The following is a 21,235-nucleotide window of genomic DNA, read 5'->3' on the forward strand; positions in this document are numbered from 1 at the left end:
CCCTCTTTTTTTATGTGGAGAATCGGTAAAGTGAAGAGTTGGGAGTAATTATAAGTTAAATATTATGGCAACCATTAAATGTAGAAATATCACTTTTGATCGTATCCAGGCAATTTTGTTTGACAAAAACGGTACTCTAGAAGATTCAGAAACGTATTTGCGATCGCTAGCACAAAAGGCAGCAAGATTAATAGATGCTCAAATTCCTGGAACTGGGGAACCCCTATTAATGGCATTTGGCATCAATGGCAATCTTCTAGATCCCGCAGGTTTAATATCAGTAGCAAGCCGCCGTGAAACAGAAATTGCGGCTGCGGCATATATTGCCGAAACAGGAAGAGGATGGTTTGAGTGCTTAAAAATAGCCCGTCAAGCTTTGGATGAAGCGGAAAAATACATTGGACAAACTCCTTCACCACTGTTTGTAGGTAGCCTAGAAATTTTGAAATACCTACGTGAGGGCGGTCTAAAACTTGGCATCCTCTCGGCTGCGACAACTGAAGAAGTACGTAATTTTGTAGCCAATCACCAGTTAAGTGATTATATCCAGTTAGAAATGGGCGTAGATGAAGGGCCGAGTAAACCAGATCCAGTGCTATTTTTGCAAGCTTGCCAAGCTTTGGGAGTTGAACCGAACGCTACATTGATGGTGGGTGATTCAGTTGGTGATATGCAAATGGCGCGTAATGCTAAAGCCGCAGGTTGTATTGGTATCACTTGGGTAGGTAAGTCAGATAACGTCCGAGGTGCAGATGTGGTGATTAATCAACTTGATGAAATCCAAATTTTAGAAAATTAATTTAACCTGAGTTTGATGAACTCAAAAAACGCCCCAACTGCCGTTTTTCTGCCACATTAGTTTTCAGATGGCATAGAAATTATCTACGTCACAGAATTTCTATGTCAAATCAATCAATATACTTAGTGTTTATCTATACTTAAAATAAGCTTTCTATTTTATTCGCAAAAATCATGCTAACTTAACATATCAAGATAGTCTTGCAATCTTTCTTTAGATAGATCGTTAAAAAAATCCGTAATATCTCTAATAGAATAAAATGGGAAATTTTTTAGAATCAGGGCAAACGCATTTAAATTCTGTAATCCATGCCCAGCAGGGGTTTAAAATTTACTCCCAAAAATAAATAATGCTTGAAACTTTTGCTCAGTAAGCATTATAAAAATAAGATACCTTTGCCTTGTTTTTAAGAATGAAGAGATTGCGATCACGATCGCAGTCTCAACTAATTTTTGATCGTTTTTTATTGGTGGAAGCGCATGAATTTTCAAAGCTCTGCTTCACCTGTCATCATTTCTGATTCTAATGATGTCAAAGCTGAAATATCTTATGTTCAGGGGATGGAGCATTTAATTGAGGTTGTTCAAGCATTGTCATTGGCACGGACGCTAGAGCAAATTATGGAGATTGTGCGAAAATCTGCGCGTGAATTGACTGGGGCAGATGGGGCTAGTTTTGTGCTACGAGATGGAGAGCAATGTTATTACGCAGATGAAGATGCGATCGCTCCCTTATGGAAAGGGCAACGATTCCCGATGAGTATGTGCATTAGTGGGCATACGATGCGAAACCGTCAGCCCGTTGTGATTAGTGATATTTATGGAGATGAACGGATTCCATTTACAGCCTACCAACCGACTTTTGTAAAAAGCTTGGCAATGGTGCCGATCCGAGCATGTAACCCCATCGGTGCAATTGGAACATATTGGGCAACTTTATATCAGCCAACGGAAAAAAAAGTAAAGCTATTACAGGCATTGGCAGACACAACGGCTGTCGCAATGGAAAACGTGCAGATTTATAATGAATTAGAACAAAGAGTCCACAATCGAACTGCTGCACTAGAAAAAGAAATAGAAGGGCATCAAAAAGCTGAGGCAGAAGTTCGGCGCTTATCTCTAACGGATGAATTAACCGGAGTCTACAATCGACGAGGCTTTTTTCTATTTGCAGATCAGCAATTAAAGCTAGCCCATCGGCTACAAAAGCCCTGTTGTCTCCTATTTATAGATATAGATGGATTGAAGCAAATCAATGATACGTTTGGACATGAAGTTGGAGATCGGGTAATAGTAGACGCCGCAGACCTACTAAGTCAAACCTATCGAGATTCTGACATCGTTGCTCGATGGGGGGGTGATGAGTTTGTCGTATTCATTCCTAAATGTTCAGATCGTACGAATGGAATTAGTGTTCGCCTACAAACTAATATTGATTTATTTAATCAGAATCGAGGTAGAAGTTATCATCTATCAATGAGTATTGGAGTTCAAGAGTGCGTTATCAATGAAGATGTTTCATTGGAAAAACTGATATTGCAGGCAGATGAGTTGATGTACCAGCAAAAACGTGCCAAGCGAAGTTCTAGCAATAACAACAGCACCTTCTAATCCTTTAGGAACCATATCTAAATGTTAATACTCAGCTTTTTTATCTCTTTTTTCATTCCTGATTGATTGTCCACTGTCTTGACCTGATTCTCAATAAACACTGTTTTAATCTTTACAAGTTATACTTTTTAGTTTTTTATTCGTTGAAATCACGTTAATTTATTGCAATCAGATAAAGTCTATAAGTAAATTACTAGACCTCTTGCATAAATCAAAAATAAGAACCCCACCCTGCCAAAGCTACGCTTTGTCTCCCCTCCCCTTGCTAAGGGGAGGGGTTGGGGGTGGGGTGTTAGGGACTTTTGCAAGAGGTCTACTCTCCTGGACTTTATTTCTAACTATTATTATATTTTTATCTAACAGGGGAGAGTTTATTGAATCAATTTTATTCTTCGTCTTTCTTGTCTTCTAAATTGGTTATCTTTGTATTTTGCAGAAGGATATGGTCTTCCTGATTATGTTTTTCTTCTTTCTTTTCTTGTACAACTTGAGTGGCATATATTTCCACATCTCGCTGAATAATATCTTCTACATGACTTGCAAATAGATTAAATGCCTGTTCGTGACTTGGATAAATACGATAAGGGCCTGTCAATTGTGAGAATTGCCAGCCTTGGGTTTTCAAAGATTCAACTGTTCGGCGATAGTGTCGCCAGCGTTCTCCATAGTGAAAAAACTCTTCAATGGCAGCACTAATAGCAACTATTTGGCTCAAACCAAAAGTTGACCACATAATGATATCCCTATTGTTAGGTTTGAAATTAGTGTTAATATTTAGACTTACCAATGCCGGGAGAACTACACCACCAATAATAGTTGTTACCCGTAATAAATAATGGCGATCGCGCGAGAAATTCGCCTTACTTTCCATCCAGAGTACTTGGTCTAACCAGCGCGATCGCAAAAAATGTTTGTGCACATCACCTAAGTTAATACCTGCAAATAACTGGTTAAAATCTTCTTTTAAAAATTCGTGATAACTATCTTTTTTTGCCATTTTTTACTCCTAATTAGAAAGTAACCCCTTAATTACTTTGCCTAAATTCTCAGCTCCTTTCTCTATGTCGATTAAGTCGATGTATTGTAATGTACCAGATTTAGCTAGCTTTTTGGCTCGTTCATCAGTAGCCTTTCCACACAAAGCATCTACAAGTATATCTGCGGTTCTACCACTACCAGCAATCACAAGAACTACCCTGCCGCTATTAACGCTAGAAAAGGCATCCTTAAAGGTAATTTCACCACCGTTCAAGAGTACTGTCATCGAAGGTGCATCATTGGCCAGCATAGTCGCAACACAAGATATCCAAGGAGACTCGTCGCCCCAATTATTCCCAGGAACTAGTACAAAATGAGTATGGTTTGGCTCTAACAGTGTTAAATCAGCAGCAGTTTCCGAATGATTAGGTAAAGCCACTTTGCCTTCAGGTGTCACACCAACTAAAGCAAACTTAGCACCTATTTGGGTACGGGCCGCACCCATCATTCGCATAATTCCTGCGTCCGTACCTCCATCCACGACATAAGCCCCTAAAGTTTCGGCGATGGGGGCTAAAACTTCCACAAATAACCGTTGAATACGGAGAAAGTCAGCTTCACTGATATTACTTGCACCCCCCACTACTACTAAAACAGAGCGCGAACTGCACAGCCCTATGGTCTTAAGAGCATAAGGCAATTCTTCTGGCTGCTCAACTTGAGTAGCTAATGCTGTTTGCCCATTATTAAAAGTAAGTTTTAAACAACTTTTCATTTTTTCAAAATACTGACTGCTTAGGTTTTCTGGCGTAGAGCTTCGCAGTCATGTTCTGCAAGCATTGTATTCCATTATTCCCTTGATGAAAATGAATTTTATGATGCTTTTGTACAGGTTTATTATTGATTAATGTTTCGCCAAATTTTTACTTAGATGTAAATAGCGATGCCTACGGCTGTCTAAGCCTACGCTCCAGTTTTTTGCCATTATTTTTATTTCTGAAAAATTATTGATCCACAAAGTAATAGCTTCTTGTTTGTTGACATCTTAAATCAGGAGGATTTTGCAGTTTATTTATGAACTATCGCACCAGTTTTTCAGTTAATCAGAATGATTGAATTTTAGCTATAAGTTCCTGCTCTCTCACTTTTTACCGTCACAGGTTCTGACTCTATATCCTCTATCTTATTAAACTCTCCAGCCCGCCAGCTATCTGTTATATCCTTGATAAAACTAGCAATAGGGATCGCAATTAACAAACCCAGTACTCCTCCCAACTTTGCACCCAACAACAAAGAAATCACCACCCACACAGGATTTAAGCCAGTCAAATTACTGAGAATTCGAGGTGCAATAATATTAGAATTAACTTGGTCGATCGCAACAGCTACACCTAAGACTTCTACTCCTAACCAAAAATTTTGCAGCGCTACCAACAAACTTACTATGGCGATACCGACTCCCGTACCAAAGGGGAAGAGTGAAAATAAGCCAATACCAATGCCAAACAGTAGAGCCAAGGGAACTTGCAGCGCCAAAAACACCAGGGTAATTGTCACGCCTAACACAGCTCCCAATGTTGCTTGACCGATGAAGTAATTGTGGAAATCCTCTCGCAGTAATTCCCGTACTCGTGACCCAATATTAGGTGGAAACCACTGAAAAATTCCGTCCCAAAGACGTTCACCGTTCAATATTAGGTAGATAGTCAGCACTACCGCTAGCAGCACATTCAGGACAATACCAATGGTATCCACGGCAAAACCAAGAATTCTACCAGTGAAGGACTGAAGTTGGTTAGATAATCGTTCCAGAACTTGGGTAAATAAACCACTTAAATTAATCGGAAGTTGCTGTTGACTTAACGCCCAATCCTGAAAAGCTTGCAGCTGCTGAGTACCAGAATCAATCCAACTGGGCAAAATATTAGCTAGTTCAACTAGCTGTTGAATAATCAGGGGAACCAAGGTGATGCCTAAAGCTACTAAAACCACCAGAGTCAAAAGTAATACTCCCCCGATTGCTAAGTTGGGTTTTACTCCTTGTTCCTGGAGAAACTGGATTGGATAGTTCAAGACAAAAGCCAGCAGGATGGCGGCGGCAATAATGCTAACTAATGGTTGAAAATACTGTATAACCTGGAGCAATAGCCAGCCGTTGAGAATGGCAATAGGAAATGCCAATCCTATAGTTAACCATCGTGGCAGTTTGTTTGCTGATTGCATTAGTGATAACCCCATAAGAGTTCGTTCTAACTTTATTTTGGCTTTTAGGAATGTGAAGAATGGGAGATGAGGGAGATAAGGAAAATAACCATACCCAATGCCCAATGCCCCATTCCCAAATTATGTTGGATTTTTCTCAATAAAATCCAACATAATTTTCTGATGCATTGCTCCTAAAGGTCGCACTTCACCAGCATTTTGTGAATAACAGTTACCTTGGCGAATATTTTCTGGTGTAAATAACGCCATATCCCAGCCTTCATTCAGAACCAGTTGATTTAATTCCACCAAGAGTGGTGCATGAAAGACATGACGGACAACCCTTTCATTTGGATAACAGCGAAATTCAACAAAAGGTGGTAAATTATAACCGATTTCTTCTAATATTTCTCGTTTTACCGCTACATCTGGCGTTTCACCCGGTTCGATGTGACCGCCAAACAGCGCCCAGTAACCAGGGTAGAGAATTCCGGGAATGTTATCACGCAGTTGCATGAGAAACTTGTTTTTGTGGTATAGAATTGCGATCGCTACGTGCACCTGTTGATTGTTCATATTTTCATTTTTAATTGCTGATTAATCTTCTTCTAAATAAACTTCCCCCAATTCTTTGCCAGCTAAGGGAATACTTCGGTAGCGAACTTTACCCTTAATTACAACTTCTGAACCTTCACCCAGATTTTTTTGATTGGTGACAACCCAAATTTTGCCCGTTGAGTCTTTAATTTTATAAGCCCACTGTTTGATCAGGGGAGCTTGCTTTTCTACCCGACCTTGGATGTAAACTATAGCCTGATTGTCTTGTTTTGGTTTAATTTCTCCAATTGGAGTGACATTTGTCCCAATTTTTAAGCCAGACCCACGCAAGCCAGGTGATGTCAAGTTACCACAACTACAAAGTCCTGTTATCAGGAAAAAAATCAACCCCAAACGGTAAGTAACAATACTGTGCCCGTACAAGAATGAAAGGAAAAAGTTTCTTGTTTGTCGCATTAAAGCCACCGATTTATTTATTTTGGGCATGGGGCATTGGGCATTGGGCACAAGAGGCAGAGGGGCAGAGGAGCAGAGGGGAAAAACTTACTGCAACTTCTCCCCTGCTCCCCTGCTCCCCTGCTCCCCTGCTCCCTAGCTCCCTGTCCCTTACGCACTCCCCACTCTCCAATTCTTTATTCTTCAGATGATGCCGTTGATCTGAGAAAATAAACATTATGGATTTACTGTGAGAGAAACGCTACGACATCAAACAGCAACACAATAATAGTCGAAAGTCAAGAGTTAAGAATCAATATTTTAATTTTGGACTTTGGACAACAAGCGAACATAGCTGGGAATTTTCATGGAAACAAAAACTGCCAAACTCCTTGATGGGAAAGCAATAGCAGCAAAAATTCAGCAAGAACTTTCTGTTGCTATTAAACAATTACAACCAAAAATTGGACGACCACCTGGTTTAGCAGTGTTGATGGTTGGTGATAACCCAGCATCAGCAGCTTATGTACGCAATAAAGAAAAAGCCTGCGCTAAAGTCGGGATCGCTTCTTTTGGTAAACATTTTCCTACCCAAACTACCCTTGGAGAGTTAGAAGAGGTAATTGCTGCACTCAACCACGATGAAAGAGTGGATGGCATTCTTGTGCAGTTGCCCTTACCTAACCACCTCGATGCTGTAACTTTGCTACATCAAATTGATCCCGATAAAGATGCTGATGGACTGCACCCAGTTAACTTGGGGCGACTAGTACGGGGAGAAAGCGGTTTACGTAGCTGCACTCCGGCTGGTGTGATGCGGCTTTTACAAGAATATGAGATTCCTTTGCAGGGAAAACAAGCAGTAGTCGTGGGGCGCAGTATTTTGGTGGGTAAACCGATGGCGCTAATGCTATTAGAAGCTGATGCCACAGTCACGATCGCTCACTCGCGATCGCATGACCTAAAAAGCATCACCCAAAATGCTGATATTCTAATTGCAGCAGTAGGTCGTCCTGGACTTATTACTGCTGATATGGTGAAACCGGACGCTGTTGTGGTAGATGTGGGAATGAATCGCGTCACCGATGCTAATGGCAAAAGTCGCCTCATTGGCGATGTCCATTTTGAATCAACCGCTGATGTAGCAGGATTTATCACCCCAGTTCCTGGTGGTGTTGGCCCGATGACTGTTGCCATATTGTTGGAAAATACATTTACCAGCTATTCCAGGGCGGTAAGAGATTGAGGAGTGATGAGTTAAAAGTTAAGAATTATTATTGCTAACTCCTAACTCTTAACTCCTAACTCTTCATTTTTTTTAGCTCCACAGCACCTTAAAATTGTGACGTATAAGGCAAAAATCCCAAAATGTCAGGAATTAAAGAATGGTAGCAACTGATAACGTTCAAAAGACACCACCAGAGGAAGCCACATTTAACTTAGCAGCCTATCTAAAAGAGCGACAAAAGCTTTGTGATAATGCTTTGGATCAGGCTATCCCGATCGTTTATCCAGAAAAGATTTATGAGTCGATGCGCTACTCGTTATTAGCTGGAGGCAAGCGTATACGTCCCATTCTTTGCCTTGCTACCTGTGAAATGATGGGTGGAACCATCGAGATGGCCATGCCAACGGCTTGTGCTGTAGAGATGATCCACACAATGTCGTTGATTCATGATGACCTCCCAGCGATGGATAATGACGATTACCGTCGTGGTCAGCTGACGAATCATAAGGTCTATGGCGAAGATGTGGCGATTTTGGCTGGAGATGGCTTGTTGGCTCTCGCCTTTGAGTTTGTTGCCATTCAAACCCCCCAAAACGTTAAGAGAGAGGTAGTCTTGCAGGTCATTGCCCGTCTTGGTCGGGCATTGGGGGCAGGTGGTTTGGTCGGCGGTCAAATTGTCGATTTAGAGTCAGAAGGTAAATCTGATATTTCCCTAGAAACCCTAAATTTCATTCATAAACACAAAACAGCTGCCCTTTTGGAAGCTTGCGTAGTTTGTGGCGGGCTGATAACTAATGCATCACCTGAAGATGTGCAGCGACTAACCCGTTATGCCCAAAATATTGGGCTAGCATTCCAAATCATCGATGATATTTTGGATATCACTTCTACCCAAGAGCAATTAGGTAAAACAGCTGGCAAAGACCAAAGAGCAAAGAAAGTCACCTATCCTAGCCTTTGGGGACTTGAGGAATCGCGCTCAAAAGCCCAAGAGCTAGTTAAAGCAGCTTGTGTGGAATTAGAACCATTTGGAGACAGAGCCAAACCACTCCAAGCGATCGCTCATTTTATTACCAGCCGTAATAACTAGTAACGCTTTGGGTAATTCGGAATTCTCATACTACAAGTATTTTATTGATTGGCAATGGGTAGTTTATTTACAGCATACTGTACTACTACTGCCCAGCGAAATTAAAAATTCACTGATTCAAAATTACAAAAGCTTATCAAGTAAGCTTTTAGGTTATTTTGAATCGTTGGTCTTTTTCCAACGTAATAGATTAATTTGGGAATTTTGGGTTGAATCTAAATGTTTCCTCAACCAACAACTGCTGCTAATATTTACTAACCTAACCAAAATACCATGCAGGACATAGGCAACATTTTAGACAACCGGGTGCTGCTGGTTGCTCTGGTAGCTTGTTTAATTGCTCAAGCATTAAAGCTCGTAGTCGAGATCATCAAAAATCGCAAGCTGAATGTGCGTGTTTTGGTAACAACCGGAGGTATGCCCAGTGCCCATTCGGCTCTGGTTACGGCTTTAGCCGCTGGTGTAGGGCAAACACTGGGCTGGGCATCTCCTGATTTTGCCGTTGCGATCGTTTTTGCCATCATTGTCATGTATGATGCAGCCGGAGTTCGTCAAGCAGCTGGTAAGCAAGCTCGTATTCTCAATCAAATGATTGATGAATTATTTCATGAAAAACCAGATTTTAGCCAAGACCGTCTGAAAGAATTACTCGGACATACACCAGTTCAGGTAATCGCTGGATCGGCTTTGGGTATAACTATCTATTGGTTAGCTAGGTCTGCTTATTGAATTAGGGCAATAAATCTTTGTTGGAACGGCTATTGATAATTAGTAACTGGTAATTTGTCAATCAAATTTGGATTTTGGATTTTAGATTTACCCAGTGAATAAATTCAGGGGATTAAGGATGAAAGGATTTATTCCAAATAACTTGTTTCTCACAGAGCGAATATAAATATGTTCGCTTAAAACCTTTTTAAATTTTGAATTTAAAATCCAAAATTTAAAATCTAAAATTCGGTCAATTGACAAATTACCAATCTGTTAGCTCGCATCAGGATGCCAGTGAACTTAATATCACTAAAACCGCACAGTCGAGCGCAGCAGAATCACCTTACGACTATCCACCAGGCTGGCAACGAAACCACCATTGTTTAGCTTTTGCAATGTATTGTAGGCTTCACTTTGGTTAGTGGTATAAACTGCTAGCAAGTAAGGGCGTTGTCCATAAGAAACAAAACCGACGTTACCTCCGACAACTTGCTGCACACTATTTACTAGTTCTGGACGGTTGTAATAATCTACCAGTACTGCATAACCTTCTCCTAATGCTTGAGGATTATAGCTGACTGTCTGCTGAGGTGGTCTTGGCTGTGACTGTGGCTGCACATCTGCCGTTGTTGTTGGTCGAGTGGTAATTATGGCAGACAAGCCAACAATATTGCTGACATATCTTGCCCAACGATTGGCATCGTCTATTTTGTTAAAGCCCCCGACTCGTGTCACGGTTTCGTTGAGATATTTGCAGGTGATAGTTTTAAGTTCAGGTGGTAAGGCGCTACGTAACTGCTTTTGATTATTTGCTGTGGGACTGACTACTAATAAAAGATACTCACCCGCATTTGGTGGTTGACAAGAGGGAATGGTTTTTTGAGCAAGTACAGAACTCATGCCACCAATCAACCCTGCAATCGCTAATCCTAAAACACTTGGTAAATTCTGAAATCTATGCACAAAAGTTAGATTATGTAAATTAAGGTGTCCTAGAAGATTTTATAAGAAAAAAGCTGAAAACCTAGCTACTTCAGTATGGTGATGAAATATGTGTCAAAAAATATATTTTGTTACTCAAAAATAAAATTAGGGAATGGGGAATGGGGAGCAAAGAAAGGGGCAGGGGAGCAGAGGAGACAAGGGGACAAGGGGGAATTATTGAACAAGTCTCTCCCTTGTCTCCCCCGTCTTCCTTGTCTACCTGGTCTTTTCTCCATGCCCAATGCCCAATGCGCTATGCCTAAGATACGGTAGTAAGCGATGCCAAAGCATCTGGTATTGCCTCAGAAGGAGCCTGGAATTCTCCAGTGATGACGTACTCTAAACGCAGTTTTAACCAAGTAATAAATTGAGGATTTGTAGAAATAATGGCTACTGCTGGTTGGGGACACTTTGCCTTTAGCTCTTTAAACTGTGGTGTTTCCAAGAAAGCTGGTTGCTCAACCAACCAAAAATCTATTTGTTTTTCTTGTTCGTGGTAGTTACGGGTGCGTTCTTTGAGAACTTCGTGTATCGGTTCTTCTTGGAGAAGAAAGCGTTGACTTGCCAAAACGTAATGGTATGTTTGCATTTTCATCCTTTGGTTGCTATGTGAATAATTTCAGGGCACAGTGACTCTGTACCCTTACAAACTAACTTTTGTGGGATTTCTTGAACCAAGAACTGAACGGACAAGCACTTTTCTGGTTTTCAGATTTTGTCTGTTTGCCACCAGATGTTAGCTTTTCCAAGAACAGATTATTGTCAAAATAGTGTTCTAAAGAAATAATCTTCAAGTCATCGGTAACTTTTGCAATAGTCATGCCGATAATTTCTAGCGTCTCTCCAGTAGGTGCATGGTCTTTGTATTCTCCGTTAAAATGTCCCCAATGCCGCCATTTAAATGTTACATTCGGTGGCCCTGAGAAAACTTCCAGCACTTCCCAAGGAAATCCTTGGGGGAATGTTGTGTGGAAGACTTTTGCGGATGATTCAAAACTTTCTTCTGAAGCTTTGTAATGTTCTGAATCAGCCATAAATAAATTGTAAGTACCTTGGGCTGATACATCTGCTGCGGTATACTCTACCCCGCCATTGGTACTGACGCGAAAGTTGTCATTTACAATTGATAACCACTCTTGCGGGTTAGCTTTGAAGGATACCTCCATCTCGAAGGTTCTCACCAAGTTTTGCACGATCGCTTCCAGTGTTCCTTCAAGATGATTGTAGATACTTTCTTTAGCAAGATTCTCATTTGAACGGGAATAATCAGGCGGTGTCTGATAGCGCCATTCTACATCAGTGCTTTCTGCTATCACCTTATCCCGATCCTGTACCCAAAGTGGCAGGTTGTTAGATTGTGTTGCGCTCATAGAAGTTTTTGCTGAAGATTTGATCCCAATTTCTAGATTTCGCAGTGACAACCCCTCTTTTAAGATATGGGAGTGGGCGGGGGACAGGGAGCAGGGGAGCAGGGGAGAAGTTGCAGTAAGTTTTTCCCCTCTGCCCCTCTGCCCCTCTACCCCTCTGCCTCTTGTGCCCAATGCCCCATTCCCTATCCCCCATCCCCCCTTATAGCTTGTTTCATCTCGCGGACTGCCCTTTCCATACCTACTAATGCTGCCCGACTGATGATGGTATGACCAATGTTTAGTTCTTCCATGCCTGGAAGCACAGCCACCGGATAGACGTTCCAGTAGGTAAGTCCATGACCAGCGTTGACTCGTAATCCGACTTGAATCGCTTGTTCACACCCTTTTGCTAATATGGCTAATTCTCGCTGGCGATTTGTTTCATCTTTAGCCTCAGCATATTGTCCGGTGTGTAATTCAATAAACCGCGCCTGTACCTTGACAGATGCTTCAATTTGTGCTGGTTCGGCATCGATAAATAAACTAACTGGAATGCTAGCGCTTTGCAATTTATCGACTATCTCACCTATTCTAGCAATTTGCCCGACAATATTTAGTCCGCCTTCTGTGGTCACTTCTTCGCGCTTTTCGGGGACTAAAGTCACGTAATCTGGTTTGATATCGAGAGCGATCGCTAGCATTTCATCTGTAGCGGCCATTTCTAAATTAAGATGCGATCGCACTGTTTGCCGCAATATCCGCACATCCCGATCTTGGATATGCCGCCGATCTTCGCGCAGATGCACCGTAATTCCATCTGCACCTGCTAATTCTGCTAGTACCGCCGCCGCTACCGGGTCTGGTTCCACCGTCCGCCGCGCTTGCCGGATAGTAGCGATGTGGTCAATGTTAACGCCAAGTGTAGGCACCCCAAGTTTCTCCCAAATCCACAGTCTTCAGAACTTGATTTTACCGGAAATAGCGGTAGTTTTGCTTAAGAAGCTACAGACAGATTACACACGTAAAATGTGATGTCTACAACGGGCTTTTCGGTATCGCCCAAAATAAAACTGAGTTAGCAAAAGCTGATTTTTGGGCAAACTACTTTAAATAAGTAGCTGATTTAACAAGAGTTGATGAAGTATGAATACAGCAGTTGAGCCGATGGACAAGCTTTTGAACTATCGAATTAGCGAACAACTTTATGCAGGCTCTAGAACCTTAGTTTACCGTGCAATTCGAGAGGCCGATCGACTTCCGGTTGTGATCAAACTGCTCCAGCAGGAGTATCCCACCTTCAATGAACTGCTGCTGTTTCGTAATCAGTACACTATTGCTAAAAATCTTGACCTACCCGGTATTGTTCGTCCCTACAGCCTGGAACCTTATCGCAACAGCTATGCTTTGGTGATGGAGGATTTTGGTGGTATTTCCCTCAGAGATTGGCTCAACCAAAAAACGGCGAGCAACCAATATACTCTGACAGAGTTCTTGGATATTGCGATCGCTCTGAGTAATACTCTTGACGGACTCTATCGCCATCGAGTTATCCACAAAGATATCAAGCCTGCCAACATCCTCATCAACCCAGAAACTCAGCAAGTCAAGTTGATTGACTTTAGTATTGCCTCTCTTTTACCCAGAGAAACCCAGGAAATTCACAGTCCTAATGTCTTAGAAGGTACTCTCGCCTACCTTTCCCCAGAACAAACCGGGCGGATGAATCGCGCAATTGACTATCGCAGTGATTACTATTCCCTCGGTGTTACCTTCTATGAATTGCTAGCTGGACACCTACCCTTTGAGTCTAACGATCCGATGGAGTTGGTTCACTGTCATATTGCTAAGCAACCAGAACAATTAGGAGGCAGGGGACAGGGGGACTCGGGGCCCCCTCTGGGGATAGGGGGAAGAGGGGGCAGGGGGGAACAAGAGATTCCCGAAGTTCTTTGTGACATTGTGATGAAATTGATGGCGAAAAATGCTGAAGACCGCTATCAGAGTGCATTAGGGCTGAAATTTGATTTAGAAAAATGTTTGGATCAATTGCAGGAAATTGGCTCGATTAAATCTTTTAAATTAGGTGAGCGGGATATTTGCGATCGCTTTATCATCCCAGAAAAACTTTACGGTCGCCAAGCTGAAGTTGAAAGCTTACTGGATGCCTTTGAGAGAGTCAGTCAGGGAAGCACTGAAATTATGTTGGTAGCAGGCTTCTCTGGCATTGGCAAAACTGCTGTGGTGAACGAAGTCCACAAGCCAATTGTGCGACAACGGGGTTATTTCATTAAAGGTAAATTTGACCAGTTCCAGCGCAACATCCCTTTCTCTGCTTTTGTGCAAGCTTTTCGAGACTTAATCGGGCAACTGCTGAGTGAAACTGACGCCCAATTCGAGCAGTGGAAGCGCAAAATTCTTTCTGCTTTGGGTGAGAACGGACAAGTGATGATTGAGGTGATTCCAGAACTAGAAATTATGATTGGTAAACAGCCCCCGGCGCCAGAACTCTCTGGTAGTGCGGCACAAAATCGCTTCAATTTGCTGTTTTTGAAGTTCACTCAAGTCTTCACTGCATCAGAACATCCATTGGCGATCTTTATTGATGATCTGCAATGGGCAGATTCTGCTTCTTTAAAGTTAATGCATTTGTTAATGAGTGAAGCTGACATCGGCTATCTACTGTTAATTGGTGCTTATCGAGATAATGAAGTCAACCCAGTACATCCACTGATGCTGACTTTAGAAGAGATTCAGAAGTTAGGTGCTACAGTCAATACAATTACCTTAGCTCCCCTCGATCAAATCTCCGTTAATCATTTAGTTGCTGATACATTGAGTTGCTCCCTAGCGTTAGCCGCACCGTTAACAGAGTTGGTATTGAGCAAAACTAAAGGTAATCCTTTCTTTAGTACCCAGTTTCTTAAAGCGCTACACCAAGATCAACTAATTACATTTACCCCTTCTTTTAGTCAACGAGGAAGTCAAGGAGGATGGGAATGTGATATTGCTCAAGTACGAGCGATCGCTCTTACCGATGATGTAGTAGAGTTTATGGCAATTCAGCTTAAAAAGTTGTCAATAGAAACTCAAGAAGTTTTGAAATTAGCGGCTTGTGTGGGAAACTCTTTTGATTTAGGCACATTAGCGATCGTCTATGAACAGTCTGAAGCAACAACAGCAGATGAATTATGGAAAGCACTCCAAGAAGGATTTATCATTCCTACCAGTGATGTTTACAAGTTTTATCAACAGCATTCATTGGTAAATAGCCAGAATGACTATGGACAAATAACCAGCAGCTACAAATTTCTTCACGATCGCATTCAGCAGGCTGCCTATTCACTAATTCCTGATAACCAAAAGCAAGTTACTCACCTGCACATTGGGCGTTTGCTACAACAAGCCACGACTGTAAATGAAGGCGAAGAGAAAATTTTTGCGATCGTCAACCACCTCAATCAAGGGGCCGCTTTGATTAGCGATCAGCTAGAGCAACAGGAACTCGCGCAGTTAAACTTGGCGGCTGGGCATAAAGCCAAGGGTGCAACAGCTTACGCAGCAGCTTTAGACTATTTCAACACAGGTATTGCCATGCTAACGAGTAATTGCTGGCATAGCCAATACAATCTCGCCCTCATCTTGTATGAAGGAGCAACAGAATCAGCTTACCTCTGCACCGATTTTGAACAGATGGAACAGTTAGCTGAGATAGTACTGAATCATGCCCTATCCTGGCTGGATCGGGTAAATATCTACAGCATTAAAATCCAGGCTTGCATGGCACAACATCAGCAGCTAGAAGCCTTGCAATTAGCGCGAAAAATGCTCAAGCATCTGGGAGTGCATTTGCCGGAACGGGCAACCCCAGCAGACATCGAACAGGCACTGAGGCATACCCAAACCTTGCTCAATGGCAGGTCAATCGAATCATTACTGGAATTACCCCAAATGACCGCACCGGAGAAAAAAGCGGCAATGGTTATTTTATCCAGCATTATTTCTGCTGCCTATCAAGCTGCCCCTGAGCTTTTGCCCCTGGTGATCTTTGCCGAGTTCGATTTATCAGTAGAATACGGCAATGCTCCCGAATCGACTCATGGCTATGTAATGTATGGGTTGACCTTGGTTGCCATATTGGGAGATATTGACGCAGGCTATCGGTTTGGACAATTGGGGGTGAATCTCCTGCAACGCATCCATGCCCCCAAGTTAACCACTAAAACCATTTTTGCCTTTAACTGCTTCCTCAGACATTGGCAAGAACCTGCAAAATATACCCTGGAAGGATATTTGCAAGCCTACTCCACTGGGCTAGAAATCGGTGACATTGAGTATGTCGCTCTCAGCCTGATGTGTTATTGCTACACAGCTTACTGGAGTGGTCAGGAATTATCTGCCTTAAGACAAACGATAGAAGCTCATCGCCAGGTCATTCAGCAATTGCGCCAGGATAGTTGTCTCTACACACAAAGTATTTATCATCAGGTTGTAGTCAATCTGTTGGAGGTTGCGGCTGAACCTGAACGGTTGCTTGGCGAATACTGCTATGAGGATGAAATAATTCAGCTTTACCTCAAAACGAATCACGGAGCAGGACTGTATCAAGTTTATTTCGAGAAACTGTTCCTCTCCTACCTGTTCCAGCACTATGAACAAGCTCTACAAAACGCCAAACTGGCAGAACCGTATTTGGGTGCAGTCACAGGACTAGTGCTGCTTCCTCTGTTTTACTTCTACGATGCATTGGTTCGATTAGCGGTTTATCCAGATGCCAGTGAGACAGACCAAATCAGTATTATAGAGCGGGTGACAGTCCATCAAGAAAAACTCAGCATCTGGGCGGCTCATGCACCAAGTAATCAGGCTCACCGCCATGCTTTAGTTGTCGCAGAAAAATGTCGAGTCTTGGGGACGAAAGCAGAGGCAATTGAGTATTACGATCGCGCCATTGCTAAAGCTAAAGAAAACGAATACCTCAACGAGGAAGCTCTTGCTAATGAACTCGCAGCCAAGTTTTATTTAGAATGGGGCAAAGAACGCATTGCCCAAGAATATTTGATTAATGCTTACTATTGTTACACTCGCTGGGGTGCTAAAGCCAAAGTCGATGATTTAGAACAGCGTTATCCACAACTTCTAGCCCCTATTTTACAGCAGACGCGTTCACGAAGTGACTCTGAAAGACTATCGCTACTCACACCCAATGAGACGTTCGCAAATATTGACAGCGTTACTACCTTCCACCCAAGCATTAATAAATCAGTAACATCTAGCAGCAATACATCAGTAATGCTAGATTTGGCAACAGTTTTAAAAGCCTCTCAGACTCTTTCGAGTGAAATTGAACTAGATAAATTACTTACGAAGCTGCTGCAAGTGGTGATTGAAAATGCTGGAGCAGATAAGTGTGCGTTACTACTGCTCAAAGAAGATAGATTGGTAGTTGAGGCGACTGCTCAAGTTGGGCAGCAATCAAAGGTGTTACAGTCCATTTTTGTGGAAGATAGTGCAGACGTTCCCCATAGCCTAATTTACACCGTCAAACGCAGCCTGCAACCTACCGTTATCCTTGATACAACATTACACCCGGTGTTGATAGCTGACCCCTACATCATTCGTCAGCAACCCAAAAGCTTGCTGTGTACACCAATTCTCTATCAAGGAAAACTGTTAGGGATTTTGTATTTAGAAAACAACCTGATGACTGGGGCATTTACTAGCGATCGCGTCGAAATTCTCAATCTATTATGTACTCAAGCTGCAATCTCCTTAGAAAACGCCCGACTTTATCAGCAAGCACAAAATACTCTAGAAAACCTGGGGCAGACTGAACAATTTTTGCGGTTAATTATCGAAAATATTCCCCAGTCTGTTTTCTGGAAAGACTGCAATAGTGTTTATTTAGGCTGTAACCATAACTTTACTCAAACTTGGGGTCTAGGAGTGCCAGAAAATGTTATTGGAAAAACAGACTACGACCTTCCCTGGACTAGGGAGCAATCAGATTTTTTTGTAGCGCGCGATCGCCGCATCATGGAGTCTGCACAAGCTGAACTCAACATTATCGAAACTGTGCAGCAAGTAGATGGAAAACAAAAGTGGTCGAATACAAATAAAATTCCCTTAAAAGATAAAGAAGAAAAGGTTTTTGGTATCCTTAGTACCTCTGAAGACATCACTGAACGCCAGCAAGCACAGCAATTGCTACAACAGCAAAAACAACAATTAGAAGAAGCATTAGAAGAACTCCAAACGATGCAATTGCAAGTAGTGCAAGGCGAAAAAATGTCTGCCCTTGGCAATCTGGTAGCAGGTGTTGCCCATGAAATCAACAATCCTGTGGGCTTTATTGCTGGTAATATTGAACCAGCCAAAGATTATGTTAAAGATTTATTTGGACTAATTAATCTTTATCAAGAAAAGTTTCCCAATCCCGGCTCAGATATTCAAGATGAAATTGATGCCATCGACCTGAATTATTTACGCGAAGATTTGCCTAAATTGCTGGACTCAATGAAATTGGGTGTTCACCGTATCCGCAGTATTAGTACCAGTTTGCGAACATTCTCCAGAGCAGATAAGGATTATAAAGTTCCTTTTGATATTCACGAAGGCATTGACAGTACTATTCTGATTCTCAGACACCGTTTAAAAGCTAACGAAAACCGTCCGGCAATTGAGGTGGTGAAGAATTATGGCAAACTACCCCTAGTGGAATGCTTTGCTGGACAACTTAATCAGGTGTTTATGAACTTGTTAGCAAATGCCATTGATGCACTTGAACAATACAATACAGAACGGAGTTTGGAAGCGATTCTTGCTAACCCCAATTGCATCACCATTCAAACTCGTGTAGCAGACTCAGGTCAGGATGTTTTGATTAAGATTACTGATAACGGAGTGGGAATGTCACCGGAGGTTAAACAAAAAGTATTTGACCATTTATTTACCACCAAGCCTGTCGGAAAAGGCACTGGATTAGGATTAGCGATCGCTCGTCAAATTGTGGTAGAAGCACATGGCGGTTCACTCTCTTGTACTTCCGAACTTGGAAAAGGCACAGAGTTTGTCATTCAAATCTCTACTCAACAACAATAATGAGTGCTGTTAGCGGTAGCGGGGCGTTTAGCCCGTGCTGAGTAAAGTATAAATTACTCAGCACTTTTCATTTTTGCTATTTAAATTTTAGTTGGAAATAAAGTGACAATGATGCTTAAATTATGTAAAAGCTGGTTAAAACTCAACCCTCGAAGGTATGCCCTAATTAACAAAAATTACTACTCATTTAAATTGCGATCGCGAAACTTCCTATTATTATCAATTGTGGTAATTCTGTCCATTAGCATTAGTGCTACAGCTATCACTAGTTACACTATTGTTAAAGGGTTGTTGCTCGATAGTATCAAGGAACAAGTACTGTTAAAAACACACCAAGGTCAGGATGATATTGATAACTGGTTAGCCATTCGGAAGACAGAAATTAAGACTTTGGCAAATTCTGTTGTGGTGCGATCGCTAGATTGGTCTGTAATGGAACCTTACCTACAATCTGAGGTCAAGCGGCTACAAACGTTTTTACTCATGGCATTGGCTACATCAGATAGTGCATTAATCAATACTCACGGAGATCATCTCAATGTTAAAGACCGAGAATTTTTTCAGCGGAGTATGGCGGGTGAAACGGTAGCAGCCGATCCAATTATTGGACGCACAACCAAACAGTTACAGATTCAGATTAGTTCGCCGATTCCTGCCGAAACAGGCATAAAGCCAGCAGGTGTTTTAATGGGAGGAATTCCAATTAACCGAGTAGTTGAGGTCATCAGCAATTTACATCAAGGCAAAGGTAGCTATGCCTTTGCGCTGAATTCTCAAGGAGTTCCCATCGCCCATCCCAATACGGAACTAATTGGTACACCCGAAAAAGCTGCCGAGAGTTTCCTCAACTCGCGCAATCCCAGATTAGTTGAAATTACCCAAAAAATGGTAGCTAAACGTAGAAACATTGAATTGGCTCAACTGGATGGTAAGTCGAGCTATGTTGCTTACACTCCCCTGAGAGAAGCAAATTGGTCAGTAGCGTTAGTTGTGCCAAAAGAAAATATTGAATCGCCATTACAGGCGTTGAACCTGTTGGCTACAGTTTTGGGAGGATTGTTGGTAGTTGGGTTGATTAGTGCATGGCGACAGGTGCAACTATATGAACAGATTCGCGATCGCGCCTTGATTTCTAGCCAGCAGGCGCAACAACTCAGCAAAACTCTGAAAAAATTGCAAAATACCCAAGCTCAACTCATCCACACCGAAAAAATGTCTAGCCTGGGACAATTGGTTGCTGGGGTGGCACATGAAATCAATAATCCTGCCAATTTTATTCATGCCAACCTCAACCATGCAAGCGTTTACAGCCAAGATATCCTCGATTTGCTCAAGCTTTATCAACAAACCTACCCAAATCCTACCCCAGAAATTAGCGATCGCGTCCAAGACCTTGATATTGAGTTTTTGGCAGAAGATTTACCTAAGCTAATGGCATCAATGCAAGTGGGAACCAAACGCATTCGTCAAATTGTACTATCGCTGCGTAATTTTTCACGCCTTGATGAAGCAGAAATGAAATTTGTAGACATTAATGAAGGATTAGACAACACTCTGATGATTCTGAATCATCGCCTGACAGCCACGCCTAATCAACCAGAAATTCAGATCGTTAAGAAGTACGGTGATTTACCCCTAGTAGAATGCTATGCAGGGCAACTCAATCAGGTGTTTATGAATGTTCTAGTGAATGCAATTGATGCTATAGAAGAGTCATTAGTTATTCGTCATACCCTGCAAGAAAGCGAAGCGTCTACGTCATTAGTAAAGAATGAAGGACAAATTCGCATTCAGACTGAACTCACTGATGAAAAACAAGTGATTATTCAAATTTCTGATAATGGTATTGGGATGTCAGAAGAGGTAAAGCAACGAGTATTTGACTATATGTTCACTACTAAACCTGTGGGTAAAGGAATCGGATTAGGAATGGCGATCGCTTATCAAATAGTTGTAGACAAACATCGAGGAACTATTGAAGTTGATTCTACTCCTGGATGTGGAACAGAGTTTAGCATTGGTATTCCTTTAACAAGTAAAAATTACTGATAACATCCTCTTAGAATATACAAACCGCTATATTTTAAAGATAAAATATAAATTTTATATTTGCTTTGACATCCTAATAACTGGGAGACAAGCTCCATTAGGGAGAGATATTTCAAAATGTTCAATATTATAAAACCCGTGTGC

The 21,235-nt window shown here is 41.9% G+C and carries 16 protein-coding genes; 7 read left to right on the forward strand and 9 right to left on the reverse strand.

Annotated features, from left to right (window positions below):
- Window positions 1-64: 64 nt before the first annotated feature.
- Entirely contained in the window at window positions 65-799 is a 735-nt protein-coding gene (locus tag HWQ40_RS13835; protein WP_292778599.1) for an HAD family hydrolase, read from the forward strand.
- 479 nt (window positions 800-1,278) lie between these two features.
- A complete protein-coding gene (locus tag HWQ40_RS13840) occupies window positions 1,279-2,409 on the forward strand; it encodes a sensor domain-containing diguanylate cyclase (RefSeq protein WP_292778601.1) in 1,131 nt (376 codons plus the stop codon).
- A gap of 385 nt (window positions 2,410-2,794) precedes the next feature.
- On the opposite strand, the gene HWQ40_RS13845 is transcribed toward HWQ40_RS13840, so the two are convergent.
- The 5 genes from HWQ40_RS13845 to HWQ40_RS13865 all read right to left on the reverse strand — a co-directional run bounded on the left by HWQ40_RS13845 (window position 2,795) and on the right by HWQ40_RS13865 (window position 6,492).
- On the reverse strand, window positions 2,795-3,406 hold the full coding sequence (locus tag HWQ40_RS13845; RefSeq protein ID WP_292778603.1) for a DUF4231 domain-containing protein: 612 nt from the start codon (window positions 3,404-3,406) through the stop codon (window positions 2,795-2,797).
- A 9-nt stretch (window positions 3,407-3,415) separates the two neighbouring features.
- Window positions 3,416-4,162 carry a hypothetical protein gene (locus HWQ40_RS13850; protein ID WP_292778605.1) on the reverse strand — a complete coding sequence of 249 codons (747 nt, stop codon included), beginning with the start codon at window positions 4,160-4,162 and terminating at the stop codon, window positions 3,416-3,418.
- A gap of 344 nt (window positions 4,163-4,506) precedes the next feature.
- On the reverse strand, window positions 4,507-5,610 hold the full coding sequence (locus HWQ40_RS13855) for an AI-2E family transporter (protein ID WP_292778607.1): 1,104 nt from the start codon (window positions 5,608-5,610) through the stop codon (window positions 4,507-4,509).
- 120 nt (window positions 5,611-5,730) lie between these two features.
- The gene (locus HWQ40_RS13860) at window positions 5,731-6,165 is read right to left on the reverse strand and encodes an NUDIX hydrolase (protein WP_292778609.1); all 435 of its coding nucleotides are present in this window, start codon (window positions 6,163-6,165) and stop codon (window positions 5,731-5,733) included.
- Window positions 6,166-6,186: 21 nt separating this feature from the next.
- Entirely contained in the window at window positions 6,187-6,492 is a 306-nt protein-coding gene (locus HWQ40_RS13865) for a hypothetical protein (RefSeq protein ID WP_366933986.1), read from the reverse strand.
- 457 nt (window positions 6,493-6,949) lie between these two features.
- Between HWQ40_RS13865 and folD the strand changes: the two genes are divergently transcribed.
- The 3 genes from folD to HWQ40_RS13880 all read left to right on the forward strand — a co-directional run bounded on the left by folD (window position 6,950) and on the right by HWQ40_RS13880 (window position 9,629).
- Window positions 6,950-7,828, forward strand: coding sequence for a bifunctional methylenetetrahydrofolate dehydrogenase/methenyltetrahydrofolate cyclohydrolase FolD (gene folD, locus HWQ40_RS13870; protein ID WP_292778613.1), 879 nt, complete (start codon window positions 6,950-6,952; stop codon window positions 7,826-7,828).
- 139 nt (window positions 7,829-7,967) lie between these two features.
- A complete protein-coding gene (gene crtE, locus HWQ40_RS13875) occupies window positions 7,968-8,900 on the forward strand; it encodes a geranylgeranyl diphosphate synthase CrtE (protein WP_292778615.1) in 933 nt (310 codons plus the stop codon).
- A gap of 273 nt (window positions 8,901-9,173) precedes the next feature.
- Complete coding sequence (locus HWQ40_RS13880) at window positions 9,174-9,629, forward strand: divergent PAP2 family protein (protein ID WP_292778617.1); 456 nt, start codon at window positions 9,174-9,176, stop codon at window positions 9,627-9,629.
- Between the two features lie 291 nt (window positions 9,630-9,920).
- On the opposite strand, the gene HWQ40_RS13885 is transcribed toward HWQ40_RS13880, so the two are convergent.
- The 4 genes from HWQ40_RS13885 to HWQ40_RS13900 form a co-directional block, all read right to left on the reverse strand.
- The gene (locus HWQ40_RS13885) at window positions 9,921-10,574 is read right to left on the reverse strand and encodes a hypothetical protein (RefSeq protein WP_292778618.1); all 654 of its coding nucleotides are present in this window, start codon (window positions 10,572-10,574) and stop codon (window positions 9,921-9,923) included.
- Window positions 10,575-10,854: 280 nt separating this feature from the next.
- Window positions 10,855-11,184, reverse strand: a complete 330-nt coding sequence (locus tag HWQ40_RS13890) for an MgPME-cyclase complex family protein (protein ID WP_292778619.1) — start codon at window positions 11,182-11,184, stop codon at window positions 10,855-10,857.
- A gap of 61 nt (window positions 11,185-11,245) precedes the next feature.
- Window positions 11,246-11,965 (reverse strand): SnoaL-like polyketide cyclase, encoded by a 720-nt coding sequence (locus HWQ40_RS13895; RefSeq protein WP_292778620.1) that lies wholly within the window; start codon window positions 11,963-11,965, stop codon window positions 11,246-11,248.
- 182 nt (window positions 11,966-12,147) lie between these two features.
- Window positions 12,148-12,873 (reverse strand): pyridoxine 5'-phosphate synthase, encoded by a 726-nt coding sequence (locus HWQ40_RS13900; RefSeq protein WP_292778621.1) that lies wholly within the window; start codon window positions 12,871-12,873, stop codon window positions 12,148-12,150.
- Between the two features lie 214 nt (window positions 12,874-13,087).
- Between HWQ40_RS13900 and HWQ40_RS13905 the strand changes: the two genes are divergently transcribed.
- Window positions 13,088-19,042 carry an AAA family ATPase gene (locus HWQ40_RS13905; protein ID WP_292778623.1) on the forward strand — a complete coding sequence of 1,985 codons (5,955 nt, stop codon included), beginning with the start codon at window positions 13,088-13,090 and terminating at the stop codon, window positions 19,040-19,042.
- 108 nt (window positions 19,043-19,150) lie between these two features.
- Entirely contained in the window at window positions 19,151-21,091 is a 1,941-nt protein-coding gene (locus tag HWQ40_RS13910) for an ATP-binding protein (protein WP_292778625.1), read from the forward strand.
- Window positions 21,092-21,235 lie beyond the last annotated feature (144 nt).

This window comes from Nostoc sp. NMS9, assembly GCF_017114995.1.
In the GTDB taxonomy this organism is placed as follows: Bacteria; Cyanobacteriota; Cyanobacteriia; order Cyanobacteriales; family Nostocaceae; genus Nostoc.